The sequence below is a fragment of the Mesorhizobium liriopis genome, from assembly GCF_024053505.1.
Lineage (GTDB): Bacteria > Pseudomonadota > Alphaproteobacteria > Rhizobiales > Rhizobiaceae > Mesorhizobium_B > Mesorhizobium_B liriopis.
The window spans coordinates 315,052-330,615 of the sequence record NZ_JAMXQS010000005.1; the positions used below are offsets into that span (position 1 = coordinate 315,052).

At 65.0% G+C, this 15,564-nt stretch carries 13 protein-coding genes; 7 read left to right on the plus strand and 6 right to left on the minus strand.

From position 1 onward, the window contains the following. Both NGM99_RS11510 and NGM99_RS11515 read left to right on the plus strand, forming a co-directional pair. Nucleotides 1-699 carry an HAD family hydrolase gene (locus tag NGM99_RS11510; RefSeq protein WP_252819006.1) on the plus strand — a complete coding sequence of 233 codons (699 nt, stop codon included), beginning with the start codon at nucleotides 1-3 and terminating at the stop codon, nucleotides 697-699. 2 nt (nucleotides 700-701) lie between these two features. Then, entirely contained in the window at nucleotides 702-2,300 is a 1,599-nt protein-coding gene (locus NGM99_RS11515) for an FGGY-family carbohydrate kinase (protein ID WP_252819215.1), read from the plus strand. A 1-nt stretch (nucleotide 2,301) separates the two neighbouring features. On the opposite strand, the gene ilvD is transcribed toward NGM99_RS11515, so the two are convergent. Beyond that, the gene (ilvD, locus tag NGM99_RS11520; RefSeq protein ID WP_252819008.1) at nucleotides 2,302-4,146 is read right to left on the minus strand and encodes a dihydroxy-acid dehydratase; all 1,845 of its coding nucleotides are present in this window, start codon (nucleotides 4,144-4,146) and stop codon (nucleotides 2,302-2,304) included. 295 nt (nucleotides 4,147-4,441) lie between these two features. On the opposite strand from ilvD, the gene NGM99_RS11525 reads away from it, so the two are divergent. Then, on the plus strand, nucleotides 4,442-4,825 hold the full coding sequence (locus NGM99_RS11525) for a hypothetical protein (protein ID WP_252819010.1): 384 nt from the start codon (nucleotides 4,442-4,444) through the stop codon (nucleotides 4,823-4,825). Nucleotides 4,826-4,859: 34 nt separating this feature from the next. On the opposite strand, the gene NGM99_RS11530 is transcribed toward NGM99_RS11525, so the two are convergent. Next, nucleotides 4,860-5,123 (minus strand): hypothetical protein, encoded by a 264-nt coding sequence (locus tag NGM99_RS11530; protein ID WP_252819012.1) that lies wholly within the window; start codon nucleotides 5,121-5,123, stop codon nucleotides 4,860-4,862. Here NGM99_RS11530 and NGM99_RS11535 point away from each other — a divergent pair. Next, nucleotides 5,110-6,546, plus strand: a complete 1,437-nt coding sequence (locus tag NGM99_RS11535) for an MATE family efflux transporter (RefSeq protein ID WP_252819014.1) — start codon at nucleotides 5,110-5,112, stop codon at nucleotides 6,544-6,546. The genes NGM99_RS11530 and NGM99_RS11535 overlap by 14 nt on opposite strands. A 117-nt stretch (nucleotides 6,547-6,663) precedes the next feature. Continuing rightward, nucleotides 6,664-7,968 (plus strand): nicotinate phosphoribosyltransferase, encoded by a 1,305-nt coding sequence (gene pncB / locus NGM99_RS11540; RefSeq protein WP_252819016.1) that lies wholly within the window; start codon nucleotides 6,664-6,666, stop codon nucleotides 7,966-7,968. A gap of 65 nt (nucleotides 7,969-8,033) precedes the next feature. Here pncB and murJ read toward each other — a convergent pair whose 3' ends face one another. Continuing rightward, nucleotides 8,034-9,608, minus strand: coding sequence for a murein biosynthesis integral membrane protein MurJ (gene murJ, locus NGM99_RS11545; protein ID WP_252819018.1), 1,575 nt, complete (start codon nucleotides 9,606-9,608; stop codon nucleotides 8,034-8,036). Nucleotides 9,609-10,289: 681 nt separating this feature from the next. Continuing rightward, nucleotides 10,290-13,058 (minus strand): [protein-PII] uridylyltransferase, encoded by a 2,769-nt coding sequence (locus tag NGM99_RS11550; protein WP_353937407.1) that lies wholly within the window; start codon nucleotides 13,056-13,058, stop codon nucleotides 10,290-10,292. 93 nt (nucleotides 13,059-13,151) lie between these two features. Between NGM99_RS11550 and NGM99_RS11555 the strand changes: the two genes are divergently transcribed. Further along, entirely contained in the window at nucleotides 13,152-13,649 is a 498-nt protein-coding gene (locus tag NGM99_RS11555; RefSeq protein WP_252819020.1) for a methylated-DNA--[protein]-cysteine S-methyltransferase, read from the plus strand. A gap of 63 nt (nucleotides 13,650-13,712) precedes the next feature. On the opposite strand, the gene NGM99_RS11560 is transcribed toward NGM99_RS11555, so the two are convergent. Then, a complete protein-coding gene (locus NGM99_RS11560) occupies nucleotides 13,713-13,967 on the minus strand; it encodes a BQ00720 family protein (protein ID WP_252819022.1) in 255 nt (84 codons plus the stop codon). 72 nt (nucleotides 13,968-14,039) lie between these two features. Further along, nucleotides 14,040-14,471, minus strand: a complete 432-nt coding sequence (locus NGM99_RS11565; protein WP_252819024.1) for an Hsp20 family protein — start codon at nucleotides 14,469-14,471, stop codon at nucleotides 14,040-14,042. A gap of 150 nt (nucleotides 14,472-14,621) precedes the next feature. Between NGM99_RS11565 and NGM99_RS11570 the strand changes: the two genes are divergently transcribed. Continuing rightward, nucleotides 14,622-15,557 carry a nucleoside hydrolase gene (locus NGM99_RS11570; protein WP_252819025.1) on the plus strand — a complete coding sequence of 312 codons (936 nt, stop codon included), beginning with the start codon at nucleotides 14,622-14,624 and terminating at the stop codon, nucleotides 15,555-15,557. The last annotated feature ends 7 nt before the right edge of the window (nucleotides 15,558-15,564 follow it).

Genomic DNA, 15,564 nt, shown 5'->3' on the forward strand with positions numbered 1-15,564 from the left:
TTGAGCGGACACGCACCGGAGCTTGTGATCTTCGACTGCGACGGCGTTCTGGTCGACAGCGAGCCGATCTCTGTCGCGGTGCTGCGCGAGGTGGTGACGGAAGCGGGCGGCACGATCAGCGAGGAGCAGATCTTCTCCCAGATGCTCGGCCGCTCCATGGCCTCCGCCATCGCCATTCTCGACGAGAAATACGGTTTCGCCTTCACGGAACGCCACAGCGAAGCGTTGCGGGCGCGGCTTTACGAGCGTTTTCATGCCGAGTTGAAGTCGGTCGAGGGGATCGAACAGGCGCTCAAGCAGCTGCCCTGTTCGGCCTGTGTCGCGTCCTCGTCCTCGCTCGAACGGATCACCTTGTCGCTGGAGATCGCGGGGCTTTTGCCTTTTCTCGCACCTCATCTATACAGTGCGCAGATGGTGAAAAACGGCAAGCCCGCGCCCGATCTCTTCCTCCACGCAGCCCAGGCGATGGGGGTTGAACCCGCGCGCTGCCTCGTGGTCGAGGACAGCCCGGCGGGCGTCCAAGCTGCCAAGGCGGCGGGCATGCGCGTGTTCGGCTTCACCGGCGGCAGCCATGCGGCCCCCGCCCGGCTCGAAGCGACACTCCACCAGGCAGCGCCCGATCTGATCTTCTCGCACATGGCCGACCTTCCCGCCCTTATCGAGGACAAAGCCCCACGCCGGGCGCGAGCTCACGCTTGAGCTTGGGCCAAGGTCTCGTTTGCGGGGTCGATGTCGGCACGGGCAGCGCGCGTGCCGGCATTTTCGATTTCAACGGCCGCCTGCTCGGCCGCGCCGAGCACCCGATCCTCATCAACCAGCCCGAGCCGGCCCATGCCGAGCACGATTCCGAGGATATCTGGAACGCCGTCTGCGGTGCTGTGCGGGCAGCGCGGAAAAGTGCTGGGGTGGAGGCGCGCGCTGTCAAAGGCATTGCCTTCGATGCCACCTGCTCGCTCGTGGTGCGCGACCGGGACGGCCGGCCGGTGTCGGTTTCGCGGTCCGGTGAAAGCCGGTGGGACACGCTGGTCTGGCTCGACCATCGCTCGCTTTCCCAAGCCGAGCGCTGCACGGCGACAGGACATCCGCTGATCGCGCGGGTGGGCCGCATGAGCCCGGAAATGCAGACGCCGAAGCTGATGTGGCTGAAGGAAGAGCTGCCCGCCACTTGGGAGCAGGCCGGCTTCTTCTTCGATCTCGCCGATTTTCTGTCATGGAAGGCAACAGGCAGCCTCGCGCGCTCGCAATGCACGCTCGGCACGAAATGGGCCTATCTCGCCGACGGCGATGCCGGCTGGCAGGATGATCTCTTGGGCGAGGTCGGCCTTGCGGACATGCGCGAGCGTGGGGCGCTTCCCGATCATGCGACGCCGGTCGGTGCCGATCTCGGATCGCTGACGCCGGATGCGGCGCGCGCGCTCGGTCTCCTTCCCGAAACGCGTGTCGGCTGCGGCTTGATCGACGCCCATGCGGGCGCGCTGGGGCTTCTGGGCGGCCTGCCACCGAAGACTCTCAACCGCCATGCGGCGCTGATCGCCGGCACGTCGAGCTGCGTGATGGCGATGACCACCGCGCCACGCCGCTTCGCGGGCGCCTGGGGTCCCTATTGGGGTGCTGCCCTGCCCGATCTCTGGCTGAGCGAAGGCGGGCAGTCGGCCACAGGCGCCTTGCTCGACCATGTGATCCAGCTGACCGGCGGCGGGCTCCCGCCAACGGGCGAAACGCATCGGCGCATCATCGCGCGGGTCGAGGCCATGCGCGGGGCGGAAGGGCCCGATCTCGCCTCCGAACTCCATGTGCTGCCGGATTTTCACGGGAACCGTTCCCCCTATGCCGATCCGAACGCGCTCGGCGTGGTGAGTGGCTTGAGCCTCGACAGTTCCTTCGACGCGCTCTGCCGGCTCTACTGGCGCACGGCCGTGGCCTTGGCGCTTGGCCTGCGCCATGTGCTCGACGCGATGGGCGAGCGGGGTCCGCGCGTGGATGTCCTGCATGTGACGGGCGGGCACACGCGCAATTCGCTTCTGATGGAGCTTTACGCGGATGCCACGGGCTGCCGCGTCGAGGAACAGCGCAACGACGAAGCCGTGCTGCGCGGCTCGGCGATGGCGGCAGCGAGTGCGGCGGGGCTTTATCCGACCTTGCGCGAGGCCTGTGCGGCCATGCGGCAGCCGGGCGCGGTGCGCGAACCAGACCCTGCGGCGCAGAAGCGGCTTGAGCGCGACTACCGCATCTTTCTGGAGATGCACCGGCAGCGTCGGGTCCTGGACGATATGATGAGGGCCTCCGAAGAGGCCCTCTGATTTATTCCGGGATCTGCCGAACCGCGCCCTTGGCCGCGCTCGTCGCCATCATGGCATAGGCGCGGAGAGCGGTGGTGACCTTGCGCGGGCGCTGAAGCTTGGGGCACCAGTTCCTGCCGAACTGCGTGTTCATCGCCTCGCGGCGGCGCACCAGTTCGGCCTCGTCCACCTTGAGCTCGATCGTACGGTTGGGGATGTCGATGGCGATCGTGTCACCGGTCTCGACCAGCCCGATCAGCCCGCCCTCTTCCGCTTCCGGCGAGACGTGGCCGATGGAAAGACCCGAGCTGCCACCCGAGAAGCGGCCATCGGTCACGAGCGCGCAGGCTTTGCCCAGGCCTTTCGATTTCAGGTAGCTCGTGGGATAGAGCATTTCCTGCATGCCGGGGCCGCCGCGTGGGCCTTCGAAGCGGATCACCACGACCTCGCCCGGCTTCACCTCATTGCCGAGGATACCCTTCACAGCCGCTTCCTGGCTTTCGAAGACGATGGCGGGGCCGGTGAACTTCAGGATCGACTCGTCCACGCCCGCCGTCTTCACCACGCAACCGTCGAGCGCGAGATTGCCCTTGAGAACGGCGAGGCCGCCATCCTTGGAGAACGGCGTTTCGGCCGAGCGGATCACGCCCGCTTCACGGTCGAGGTCGAGATCGTCCCAGCGGCTGCTCTGGCTGAAGGCGGTCTGCGTCGGCACGCCGCCGGGTGCCGCCGAGAAGAACTCGCGGACCTTGGAGCTGTTGGTCTGCGAAATGTCCCAGTGCTCGATGGCGTGGCCGAGCGTCTCGGCATGCACCGTCGGCTGGTCGCGGTTGATAAGGCCTGCTTTGTCGAGCTGGCCCAGGATCGCCATGATGCCGCCGGCACGGTGGACGTCTTCCATGTGGACGTCCTGCTTGGCGGGCGCGACCTTGCACAGCACGGGCACTTTTCGCGACAGCGCGTCGATATCGTCCATGCTGAAATCGATTCCGCCCTCATGCGCGGCCGCGAGGATATGCAGCACCGTATTGGTCGAGCCGCCCATCGCGATATCGAGCGCCATCGCGTTCTCGAAGGCGGGCTTGGACGCGATCTTGCGCGGCAGGACGGTTTCGTCGTCGCGCTCGTAATAGCGCTGGGCGAGATCGACGATCAGATGCCCGGCTTCCACGAACAGGCGGCGGCGGTCGGCATGGGTCGCGAGCGTCGAGCCGTTGCCGGGCAGCGACAGGCCGAGCGCCTCGGTGAGACAGTTCATGCTGTTTGCCGTGAACATGCCGGAGCACGAGCCGCAGGTCGGGCAGGCCGAGCGCTCGATGATCTTCACGTCCTCGTCCGACACCTTGTCGTCGGCGGCGGCCACCATGGCATCCACGAGGTCGAGCGCGACCTGACGGCCTTTCAGGAGCACCTTGCCGGCTTCCATGGGGCCGCCGGACACGAAAACCGCGGGAATGTTGAGGCGCATCGCGGCCATCAGCATGCCGGGGGTGATCTTGTCGCAGTTGGAAATGCAGACCATGGCATCCGCGCAATGCGCGTTGACCATGTATTCCACCGAGTCCGCGATCAGTTCGCGCGAGGGCAGCGAGTAAAGCATGCCGTCATGCCCCATCGCGATGCCGTCATCGACCGCGATCGTGTTGAACTCCTTGGCCACGCCGCCCGCCGCTTCGATCTCGCGCGCCACGAGCTGGCCGAGGTCCTTGAGATGGACATGGCCGGGTACGAACTGGGTGAACGAGTTGACCACCGCAATAATCGGCTTGCCGAAATCGCTGTCCTTCATGCCCGTCGCGCGCCAAAGGCCACGAGCGCCCGCCATGTTGCGGCCGTGAGTGGTGGTGCGTGAACGATAGGCTGGCATGGTCGTGCTTCCTGCTTGGGGCTTTCAGCCTTCCGGCAATATCCGGAAAGTTTTCGTTCGCCAGACTGCCCTCCGCCTGCGCAGAACGGCGTCTTCGCGAAAGAATGCTTGGTGCTCGCGGCTCGCGCGTCTGTCAATGGCGCCCGGTGTCGCGAGAGCGCGCGTGTGGAACACAAAGACGGCAGCCATATGGCCGCAGCGTCAGCCTATTCTTCCATCCGACACGCATCACATCGGGGAACCGGCCTTCATTGAAGACGTTGCTTTGCTCGCATCACGCGAGGAGGCTTTGTTCATGGCTGAAGCACAACGCAAGTCCGAACGTCCGGAAAACCTGTCGCTCCGCCGCACCCCCGGGCGCTCGGAAGACCCGTTTACTCTGGATGAACAGCTGGACACGGGTCTCGAAGACACGTTTCCGGCCAGCGACCCGGTTTCGGTGGTTTCCACCACGATCTCGGGCAAGGCCAAGAAGCTGGAAGGAACCGACGAAGTGCTGGCGCGGCAGCGCGCCGAACGTCAGCGGGAAACGGCGCAGCGCAATGCCGAGCGTCAGCGCCTGATCCGGCGTGAGGAACAGCGAGAAACGGCTCGCCTTCTGGGCATTGCCGGTCTTGCCATCGGCTTGTCTTTGGCGGCGGTTTCGTCCGTCTTGCTGGCGCGCAACCAGCGGCTCTAAGGGTCCGGTCCGGAGGGATTACGAGGCCATTCGGTCACGTGACTTTCTTTCCTGAAGGCGGCCTCCGGGCCGCCTTTTTGATGCCTCCATCAAAATTACTGCTCTTTTCCCCGTCTTGCCTTCCGCAACGGTTTCGGCGAAAAGCAGCCTCCAGGCGGTCGAAATCGGGTTTGCGAACGCTATTGGGGCATGCTTTTGCGCTGCCGGCCGCGTTTTCAGCGAATTTTTTGCAGTTCTCGCCGTCTTTCACCCGCAAGAACATTTCTGGAAAAGGCAGGCACACCATGTCTGCGATCACTGCCGGCACCTTCCCGGCCGCGTCCCATTCGTGGCGCGGCGAAATCCAGGCCACGCTCAAGCTGGCATGGCCGATGATCCTCACCAATCTCGCCCAGACGGCGATGACGGCGACGGACGTGATCGTCCTCGGGCGGCTGGGACCGGACTCGCTGGCCGCGGGCGCGCTGGGCTCGAACCTTTATTACCTGCCGCTCGTTGCCGGCATGGGGCTGATGCTGGCCACCCAACCGATGATCGCGACCGAGCTCGGGCGCAGGTCCACTTCCGTGCGCGACCCGCGCCGCACCGTGCGTCAAGGGCTGTGGCTCGCGATCCTCGTCGCCCTGCCGATGTGGATCCTGCTCTGGCAGACCGAAGCCATCATGAATGCCATGGGTCAGGACCCGCGCCTCGCCGCCATGGCTGGGCAATATATGAGCACGCTGCAATGGGGCATCCTGCCCTTTTTCGGCTTCGTCGTCCTGCGCTCCTTCGTGTCCGCGCTCGAGCGGCCCGGCTGGGCGCTGGCCGTGATGGTGGTCGCCGTGATCTTCAACGCCCTTGCCAACTGGGCGCTGGTGTTCGGCCATTGGGGTTTTCCCGCGCTCGGGCTCGAAGGATCGGGTCTGGCGACGGCGCTCGCCAACACGATTATGTTCGTGGGCCTCGCGCTGGTCGTTTCGAACCACAGGAAGTTCCGGCGCTATCACCTGTTCGGCCGCTTCTGGCGTGCGGACTGGCCGCGCTTCCGCATGCTGGTCGTGCTCGGCCTGCCGATCGGCGGACTGCTCGCCTTCGAGGTCGGCCTGTTCAACGGCGCAGCCCTCGTGATGGGCCTGATCGACACGCCGTCACTGGCCGCGCACGCCATCACGATCCAGATCGCGGCCGCCACCTTCATGGTGCCGCTGGGGTTGGGCCAGGCTGCGACGGTGCGCGTCGGGCTGGCCTATGGCGCGGGTGACCGCGAAGGCGTGCGCCGTGCGGGCTGGACGGCGCTCAGCCTCGGCATCGGCTTCATGAGCCTGGCGGCACTGACCATGCTTCTCATTCCGCACCATCTGATCGGCATCTTCCTCGACAGCGCCAATCCGGCCAATGCCGCGGTCATTCCGATCGCCGTCTCGTTTCTGGCCTTCGCGGCCCTTTTCCAGATCGTGGATGGCGCTCAGGCAGTGGGGGCCGGCATGCTGCGCGGGCTGCACGACACCAAGCTGCCGATGATCTATGCCGGTTTCGGCTATTGGGTGATCGGCATGCCGCTCGGGCTCTTTCTCGCATTCCCGTTAGGCATGCGCGGCAACGGCATCTGGCTGGGGCTTTGCGTGGGGCTCTTCGTGGTGGCGATCCTTCTGGTGTCGCGCTGGCTGCGCCGCGACCGTTTCGCCCATGGCGCGCCGGTGGTGGGCGATGGCCAGCCGTCGATACTGGCGCTTCACTGAGCCGGGCTTCGATTGAGCCAGGCCCGGCAAAGGATTTGCCTTGACGGATTAATGCTTTAACTCATGGCCGCGCGCGCAACTATCACCGCGCGGCCTCGCGCATGAGAAGGGCAGAGTATGGCAAAGATCGACATCGCCCGGCGGGTCTACAACCACACCTGGAAGCTCGATCCGATCGTGCGCTCCCTGCTCGACACGGATTTCTACAAGCTCCTGATGCTGCAGATGATCCGTGGCATGTATCCAGACGTGAACGTCACTTTCTCGCTCATCAACCGCACCACCAAGGTGCGGCTGGCGGACGAGATCGACGAAGGCGAATTGCGCGCCCAGCTCGACCATGCCCGCACGCTGCGCTTTTCCAAAAAGGAGATGATCTGGCTGGCGGGCAACACCTTCTATGGCCGCAAGCAGATCTTCGAGCCCGACTTCCTCGACTGGCTTTCGAATTTCCGCCTGCCGGAATACGAACTTTCCAAACGCGACGGGCAGTACGAGCTAGAATTCCACGGGCCGTGGTCCTACACGACGCTCTGGGAAATCCCGGCACTCTCGATCATCAACGAGTTGCGCTCGCGCGCGGCGCTCAAATCCTTCGGGCCCTTCGCGCTCGACGTGCTTTATGCCCGCGCCAAGGCCAAGCTCTGGGCGAAGACCGAGCGGCTCAAGCAACTGCCGGGCCTCTTGGTCTCGGATTTCGGCACGCGGCGGCGGCACTCGTTCCTGTGGCAGCGCTGGTGCGTGGAGGCTCTGAAGGAAGGTATCGGCGATGCCTTCACCGGTACCTCGAATGTGCTGCTCGCCATGGACACGGATGTGGAAGCGCTCGGCACCAACGCGCATGAGTTGCCGATGGTGCTGGCAGCCCTTGCCAATTCCGACGACGAATTGCGTGCCTCGCCCTATCAGGTGCTGAAGGACTGGCAGCGCTACTATGGCGGCAATCTCTTGATCGTCCTGCCCGACGCCTTCGGCACCGCCTCATTCCTGCGCGATGCGCCCGATTGGGTCGCCGGCTGGACGGGCTTCCGCCCCGACAGCGCGCCGCCGATCGAGGCGGGCGAGAAGGTCATGAACTGGTGGCGCGAAAAGGGCGTGGATCCGCGCAAGAAACTGCTGATCTTCTCGGACGGGCTCGACACCGAGACCATCGAGGAAACGTGGCGCCACTTCAACGGCAAGGTGCGCATGTCCTTCGGTTGGGGCACCAACCTCACCAACGATTTCGACGGCTGCGCGCCGATGCCCGCGCCGGGGCTGAAGGCCATCTCGCTGGTGTGCAAGGTGACGCGCGTGAACGGGCGCCCGGCGGTGAAGCTCTCGGACAATCCGGCCAAGGCGACGGGGGATCTGAGCGAGATCGAGCGGTATTTGCGGGTGTTCGGGGACGAGGCCCGGGTGGAGCATGAGGTGGTGGTTTAGGGGGTCGGGTCGGGATGGTCTGAAGCGTTAGCGCGGGCGGCCACGTCACACCAATCCCGCAGAAGCTACCCCGGCGCAGCCTTGCCCCGCTTCAACGCCCGCCGCACCATGGCCTTGTCCGCGCCGCCGAACAGAACCACCATCGCGAAATAGGTCACCGACGACGCCCCCACCAGAATCCCCAGCGCCGTCGCCTGATGCAGGAACGAGGCGGCGGGCGTCAGCATGGTGCCGAAGTATGGCAGCGCGAACCAGAGACCTGCGGCCATCACCGCGGAGGCGAGCAGCAGCGAGGGCGCGCGGCGGATCAGGCCTTGGTCGAGATGCCAATGCCCGCGCCATTGCAGAACGCCATAGAGCATCGCCGCATTGACCCAGCCGGCAATGGCCGAGGCCGTCGCAATGCCGGGCGCCCCGAGCGTGGGGAAGAGCCAGAGCGCCGTGGAAATATTCACGGCGACCGAAATGCCCGCGAAGACCATCGGCGTCTTGGTGTCCTCGCGCGCGAAATAGCCGGGCGTGAAGGCCTTGATCAGCACGAAGGCCGGAAGGCCCAAGCCGAACACGGCCAGCGTCTGCGCCACCACCAGCGTATCTTCCGACGTGAAGGCGCCGCGCTCGTAGAGCACGCGCACGATGGGTTCGGACATCACCAGAAGCGCTGCGGCGGCCGGTAACGTCAGCAGCAGCGTGAACTCGACGGAGCGGTTCTGCAGGCTCGCGGCTTCCGCCTCGTTGCCTGCCTTGAGCGCGCGGGCGAGCTCGGGCAGGAGCACGATGCCGACCGCGATGCCGACCACGCCGAGCGGCAGCTGGTAGACGCGGTCGGCGAGATTGAGCGAGGCCACCGCCGAGTTCTGGCCTGTGGCAATCGCCGTGCCGACCAGCGTGTTGATCTGCGTGATGCCGCCGGTGACGGCCGCGGGCAGGGCCAGCCAGAGCAGGCGCCTGACGTTGGGCGTCATGCGCGGACGGGTGAAGCCGATGCGCACGCCGGCATGGCGCACCGCGACCCAGACGATGGCCAACTGCACCACACCTGCCGCGAGCACGCCCCAGGCGAGGCCCAACCCCACCGCGCGACCGTCGAGCCCCTTCCACCAGGCGTAGCCGAGAACACCGATCAGGATCACGTTGAGGAAGACCGGCGCGACCGCCGCCGCGAAATAGCGGCGCAGGGAATTCAGCATGCCCGCCATCATCGCCGCCAGCGACATGCAGATCAGGTAAGGGAACATGATCGTCGCCAACGTGGTCGTCACGCCCAGCTTGAACGGATCGTCGGCGAAGCCCGGCGCGATCAGCGAGGAGACGATGAAGGGCATCGACAGCTCCATGACGATCGTCAAGACGATCAGCGTCGTGAAGAGCACGCCGAACACTTCCTCGGAAAAGCGCTTGGCGCCTTCCACGCCGTTGGCCTCGATCTCCTTGGCGAAAAGCGGCACGAAGGCCGCGTTGAAGGCACCCTCTGCGAACAGCCGGCGAAAGGTGTTGGGGAACTGAAACGCCGCGTAGAACGCATCCGCCACCGGCCCCGTACCCACGGCAGCCGCCATCAGCATCTCGCGCGTGAAGCCGAGAAGACGGGAAACGAGCGTGCCGGAGGCGACGGTCGCGAATTTTCGGGCGAGGCTCATGGAAGATGCCTAAGGCGGGGTGCTTTCGCGGGGCTTTAGCATGCGAGTCGATGAAAGACAGAAATAAGTGCGCCATCTCCCGCCGATGGTCCAACCGGTTTGACCGTCCGGAAAGCCGGCATACAGAAGAAATCGAGTGTCCGTCCGCTTCCGAAAGGCGCGGACGGAAGCTGCCACGGTGATGGACAAAATCCTGGCCAACCGCCGCGCAAGCCCTTGGGCTTCCGGGCTCAGGGCTTTTCTTCATCCACCCCCTCCGCGCCTTCGCGTAGATTTCGCTTACCGCTTCATCGGGAGCCAGGTCGCGACGGCGCATCTGTGAAGCGGACGGTGCCGGACTGGTCGTGCCAACGTAGTGCGGCTGGGTGATGAGCCCCTAAGTCCGGGCCCCAAGTGAGGAGCGGTGGGTAGCGCCCTGCTCTGTGGACCTAGGGCAAGAACACCGAAAGCGGCGCATGGCGCGGGTCATGCACTTCACTCAAGTCCAGAGGCCAGCGCCATGCGCCGTCTCCTGAACCCGAACCACCCCATAGCCCGGCTCGAAGATCGAGCGCGGCAGCGACGACGCGCATCCATGAAGATGGCCCCGCTCGGGCCATGAACCCCCGAAAGTGTCAGGGCGAAGCGGCAAGCGGTTCACCCGCCCGGACAGCCAGCTGCCCGAAGATCGAGAAACGGAATTCAGAGTGCAGATCCATCCTCGCCAGCCAGAACCCCCACCAGCCGCGTCCGGATCGCCTCCACGCGTGCGGGGCTATCGATCTTCCCGCCCGTGAGGTCGTTCACGTAGAAGGTGTCGACGACCTTTTCGCCGAAGGTCGTGATGTGCGCGGATGCGATGTCGAGCGAGAGGTCGGAGAGCGCGCCGGTGATTTCGGACAGCAGGCCGGGGCGGTCGAGGCCGGTGACTTCGACGACCGAGAAGCGGTTGGAGAGCGAATTGCGAAGCTCGGCGCGGGGCGTGATGCGAAAGGCCTTGGTGCCGCGCTTGGGCTTGGTGCGGCGTGCGAGCATCTGGGGGAGATAGTCGCGGCCCGACAGCACGTCCTCGATCAGCTTGCCGACGCGCTCGCCGCGCCGCTGCTCGTCGGTGTCCTGCTCGAACTCGCGGGCAAGCAGGATCGTGTCGAGTGCGCGGCCGTCGCTGGTGGTGAAGATGTGGGCATCGACGATGTTGCCGCCGGCCGCAGCACAAGCGCCCGCAATGATCGAGAGTAGGCGCGGATGATCGGGGGCGAGAACGGTGATTTCGGTGACGGCCTCGAATTTGTGGATCTCGACTGCGGTCGCAAGCGGTTTTCCGGCAGCACGCGCAGTGCGCACGAAATTGGCGTGGCGGATCTGGTCCTTGAGATCGACCGAAAGCAGGTAGTTCTCATAATGCATGGCGGCATAGGCCGTGCGGTCCTCGTCGCTCCACGGCTCGGGCTGGTGGGCGAGCGCCTCGCTCAAGGCCTCGCGCGCGCCTCGTGTGCGCTCGGCGCGCGACATATCCGAGAATCCGCCGGTCAGAAGCAGCTCGGTCTCGTAATAGAGCGTGCGCAGAAGCTGGCCTTTCCAGCCATTGAAGACATTGGGGCCCACACCGCGAATGTCGCAGACGGTGAGGATGAGCAGCAGTTTCAGGCGCTCGACCGACTGCACGATGGCCGCAAAATCGCCGATCGTCTTGCGGTCGTTGAGATCGCGCGTCTGCGCCGTCATCGACATCAAGAGGTGGTGCTCGATCAGCCAGGCGACGGTCTCGGTCTCGATGGCGGAGAGCCCCATCGCAGGGCAGATCCGGCGCGCGAGCGCAGCACCGGCTTCCGAATGGTCCTCGGGACGTCCCTTGGCGATATCGTGGAGCAGAACCGCCACATAAAGCGCGGTGCGGCTGCCTTTCAGCGTCGGCATCAGGGAATGCGAGAGCGGGTGGATTTTCTCGCCCCCGCCATGCTCCAGTTCGGAGAGCACGCCGACGCAGCGGATCAGATGCTCGTCCACCGTGTAATGGTGGTACATCGAGAACTGCATCATGGCGACCACCGCGCCGAAATCCGGGATCAGCAGGCCAAGCAGGCCCGCTTCGTTCATGCGGCGCAGGTTGAGTTCCGGATTGCGGTCGGAGGTGAGGAGATCGAGAAAGAGCCGGTTCGCTTGCCTGTCGCGGCGAAGGGCCTTGGTCACCAGATGCAGCGAGCGCGACAGGAGCTTGAGCGCATCGGGGTGGAATTCCAACCCGTGCCGGTCGGCGAACCAGAACAGCCGCAGCATGTTGACGGGATCGCGCCGGAACACGTCGGGGTCGGCGACGTCGATGCGGCCATTGTCGACGGTGAAATCCGAGGTGCCGGCGAGCTTGCGGCGCTTGCGCGAAAACGACAGGAACAGCCGCGAGAAGCCGGACACATGGCCCGCCTGCTCCTCTTCGAGGGCCGAGCAGAAGATACGGGTGAGATCGCCCACTTCCTTGGCGGTGAGGAAGTATTCCTTCATGAAGCGCTCGACGGCCGCCGGCGTGCCGGGCTCGCCCTCGACGCCGGGCACGGTATGGGCATGATAGCCCATGCGTTCCGCGACCTCACGCTGGATGTCGAAATGCAGACGCTCCTCGGGACGGTTGGTGAGGAAGTGCATGTGGCAGCGCACGGCCCAGAGGAAATCCTCGGCTTTCAGGAAGCGGTCATATTCCTCGCCGGTGAAGACATTGGCCGCGACGAGGTCCGCGCCCGACGCGACGCGATAAAAATATTTGCCGATCCAGAACAATGTGTGGAGGTCGCGCAAGCCTCCCTTGCCCTCCTTGACGTTGGGCTCGACGAGATAGCGGCTTTCGCCGACGCGCTCGTGGCGGGCGTCGCGCTCCGCGAGCTTGGCCTGCGCATAGTCGGCGCCCGTGCCGGCCACCACATCGCGGTCGAAGCGCTTGGCGAGTTCGTCGAAGAGCGTGCGCGAGCCCGCGAGATAGCGCGCTTCGAGGATCGCGGTGCGGATCGTCATGTCCGACAGCGACAGCCGTACGCATTCCTCGACTGTGCGCGTGGCATGGCCGACCTTGAGGCCCAGATCCCAGAGCATGTAGAGGACGGCTTCCACCGTGCGCGTGTCGGCATCCGTCTTCTTGGCAGGCAGGATGAAGAGCAGGTCGATGTCGGAGCCGGGCGCCAGCGTGCCGCGTCCGTAGCCGCCGACGGCGGCGAGCGCCATGCGTTCGGAGGCCGGATCGGCCGCTTTCTCGCCGCCCGCGAAGAGCGTTTCGATGATGCCGTCCATCAGAAGGGAAATGTGCTCGGCGCAGGCGCGACCGCTGCCGTTGCGGTGCAGAATGCGCTCGGCTTCCGCACGGCCGGCGGCGAGATAATCCTTCAAAAGGCGGCTCTGCTCGGCACGGTCGAGCCCGTCGAGGATGGGAACGCCGGACTGCTCGTCCTGCTGTGTTTCACGTGCTTTTCTGATGGTGCCGCGCATGGGAGGTTCCTATAGCGGAATGGCGGCAAAGAAAGCTTGAACAAAACGTGCGTGAGGCGCGACTTGCGAGGCGCGATGAGGCAGACTGGTCCGATGTCCGCGACGCTCTACACCTTTCTGGATAGCCCCATCGGCCCGCTTCTGCTGGCCGGCGATGGCGAGCGGCTGTCGCGGATCGGCTTTCCGAGCGGCAAGGGCAAGGTCGCGCCGGAAGAAGACTGGAAGCGCGATGACGAGGCTTTTGTGCAAGCGCGGCAGCAGCTCGGGGCGTATTTCGCGGGCCGACTCGAGGGGTTCGATCTCGCGCTCGCCCCACGCGGCACGCCGTTCCAGCTTTCGGTCTGGGACGCGTTGAAAAGCATTCCGTCGGGCGAAACGATCTCCTATGGCGAACTCGCGCGACGTATCGGGCGACCTCTCGCCAGCCGGGCTGTGGGCGCGGCGAACGGGGCCAACCCGCTGCCGATCGTGCTGCCTTGCCATCGGGTGATCGGCACGAGCGGCGCCCTGACAGGCTTCGGCGGCGGACTGCCGACCAAGATCTGGCTGCTTGCCCATGAGAAGAAGCAGACCCAGCCTTCCCTGTTCTGACAAAACAAAGCCGCCCGCAGCGGGAGGGCTGCGAACGGCTCTGATAAGGAACAGACGCTTCGCTTAGTGGATGGCGACGGGCGTCAGGTCGTTCTCGAAGGCGCCGGCGATCGCGCGGTCCTTTTCGTCCGACAAAAGAATGGGCTGACCATTCGCTGCAAAGAGCGCCCAAAGGCGGGTGCCGGAGGCAATCTCAGGCAGGCCGGGGAATTTGCTCTTTAGCTCGTCGCTCTGCATCTCGCGCAGGTAGGCCACGACGCCCTCGCCCAGATGGGCGAGTTCCGAAGGGGTCAGAACAGTTTCATGGATCTCAGTCATCGTAGCACCTCCTGATCGAGGAACATCCCTGTTGGAGCAATTCGCCGTGGGCGATGTTTGTTCCTGGGACAATCAGTCTTTCACCGATATGTTTATCTTTCGTACAAGCCGCTCGGGCTCGGGCCGGTCGAGATCGATCGACAAAAGTCCGTTGCGAAGCCCGGCACCTACGACCCGCATCCCGTCGGCCAGCACGAAGGAGCGCTGGAACTGGCGGGCGGCAATGCCGCGGTGAAGGAATTCGCGCGTTTCCTCGGACTCGTCGGACTGTCGGCCACGCACCACGAGCTGGTTCTCTTCGGTGGAGACTTCGAGGTCCGGCTCCGCGAAGCCCGCCACCGCCAGGGTGATGCGGAGCCGCGTGTTCTTGCCGTCCTCGCTGCGGAGGCGCTCGATATTGTAGGGCGGATAGGCATCACCACTCTTGGCGAGCCGTTCGAGTGTCTTTTCCATCGTATCGAACCCGAGCAAAAGCGGGCTCGAAAAGGGCGTCATGCGCGTCATACTCTCACACGTGTCCTCGAATTGAGCGACATATCGAGGTTGCAGAGAACCTCTAAGCCAGCGAACCCGGATGGCATTCGCGACCACGCCCCTGATATGGTCGCGCCGCTTGCCGGTTGCAAGATTCGCCTACCCCTCTTCAGGACATTCATGCGTAAGATCATCATCGACACCGATCCGGGCCAGGACGACGCGCTCGCGATCATGCTGGCGCTCGGCAGTCCCGACGAACTAAACGTTCTGGGCGTGACCGCAGTCGCCGGCAACGTCCCGCTTCACCTGACGGAAAAGAACGCGCGCAAGATCTGCGAGTTGTCGGGCCGTCCGGAGGTCAAGGTGTTCAAGGGTGCGGACCGCCCGCTGATGCGCCCGCTCGTCACCGCCGAGCACGTGCATGGCAAGACCGGCCTCGACGGCCCCGACCTGTCCGAGCCGACGATGCCTTTGCAGGACGAGCCGGCAGTCGATTTCATCATCCGCAGCTTGAAGGAAGAGGCACCCAACACGGTATCGCTGGTGGTGCTGGGGCCGCTCACCAACATCGCCCAGGCGCTGATCCGCGCGCCGGAGATCGCCCAGCGCATCGAGGAAATCGTCCTGATGGGCGGCGGGTTCTTCGAAGGCGGCAACATCACGCCGGCGGCCGAGTTCAATATCTATGTCGATCCGCATGCGGCCGACATCGTGTTCCGCTGCGGCGCACCGATCGTGGTGATGCCGCTCGACGTGACCCACAAGGCGCTGACCACGCAAAGCCGCATCGATGCGTTCCGCGCGCTCGGCACGAAGGCAGGCGATGCCGCCGTGGCGCTGCTCGACTTCTTCGAACGCTTCGACGAGGAGAAATACGGCACGGATGGCGGGCCGCTGCATGACCCCTGCACCGTGGCCTATCTCCTCAGGCCCGAACTGTTCGGTGGCCGCTCCTGCAATGTCGCGGTCGAACTCGTTTCGGAGCTGACGCTGGGCATGACGGTGATCGACTGGTGGGGCGTCACCGACAGGCCGAAAAACGCCACCGTGATGCGCGACATCGATGCGGATGGCTTCTTCGCCCTGCTCACCGAGCGGGTGGGACGGCTCTAGGCTTTAA

Coding starts and splice junctions, on each gene's coding strand:
- pncB (WP_252819016.1), top strand. CDS start 6,664: ATGGCAAAGATCGACATCGCCCGGCGGGTCTACAACCACACCTGGAAG.
- ilvD (WP_252819008.1), bottom strand. CDS start 4,146: ATGCCAGCCTATCGTTCACGCACCACCACTCACGGCCGCAACATGGCG.
- NGM99_RS11555 (WP_252819020.1), top strand. CDS start 13,152: ATGTCCGCGACGCTCTACACCTTTCTGGATAGCCCCATCGGCCCGCTT.
- NGM99_RS11550 (WP_353937407.1), bottom strand. CDS start 13,058: ATGCGCGGCACCATCAGAAAAGCACGTGAAACACAGCAGGACGAGCAG.
- NGM99_RS11535 (WP_252819014.1), top strand. CDS start 5,110: ATGTCTGCGATCACTGCCGGCACCTTCCCGGCCGCGTCCCATTCGTGG.
- NGM99_RS11560 (WP_252819022.1), bottom strand. CDS start 13,967: ATGACTGAGATCCATGAAACTGTTCTGACCCCTTCGGAACTCGCCCAT.
- NGM99_RS11565 (WP_252819024.1), bottom strand. CDS start 14,471: ATGACGCGCATGACGCCCTTTTCGAGCCCGCTTTTGCTCGGGTTCGAT.
- murJ (WP_252819018.1), bottom strand. CDS start 9,608: ATGAGCCTCGCCCGAAAATTCGCGACCGTCGCCTCCGGCACGCTCGTT.
- NGM99_RS11525 (WP_252819010.1), top strand. CDS start 4,442: ATGGCTGAAGCACAACGCAAGTCCGAACGTCCGGAAAACCTGTCGCTC.
- NGM99_RS11570 (WP_252819025.1), top strand. CDS start 14,622: ATGCGTAAGATCATCATCGACACCGATCCGGGCCAGGACGACGCGCTC.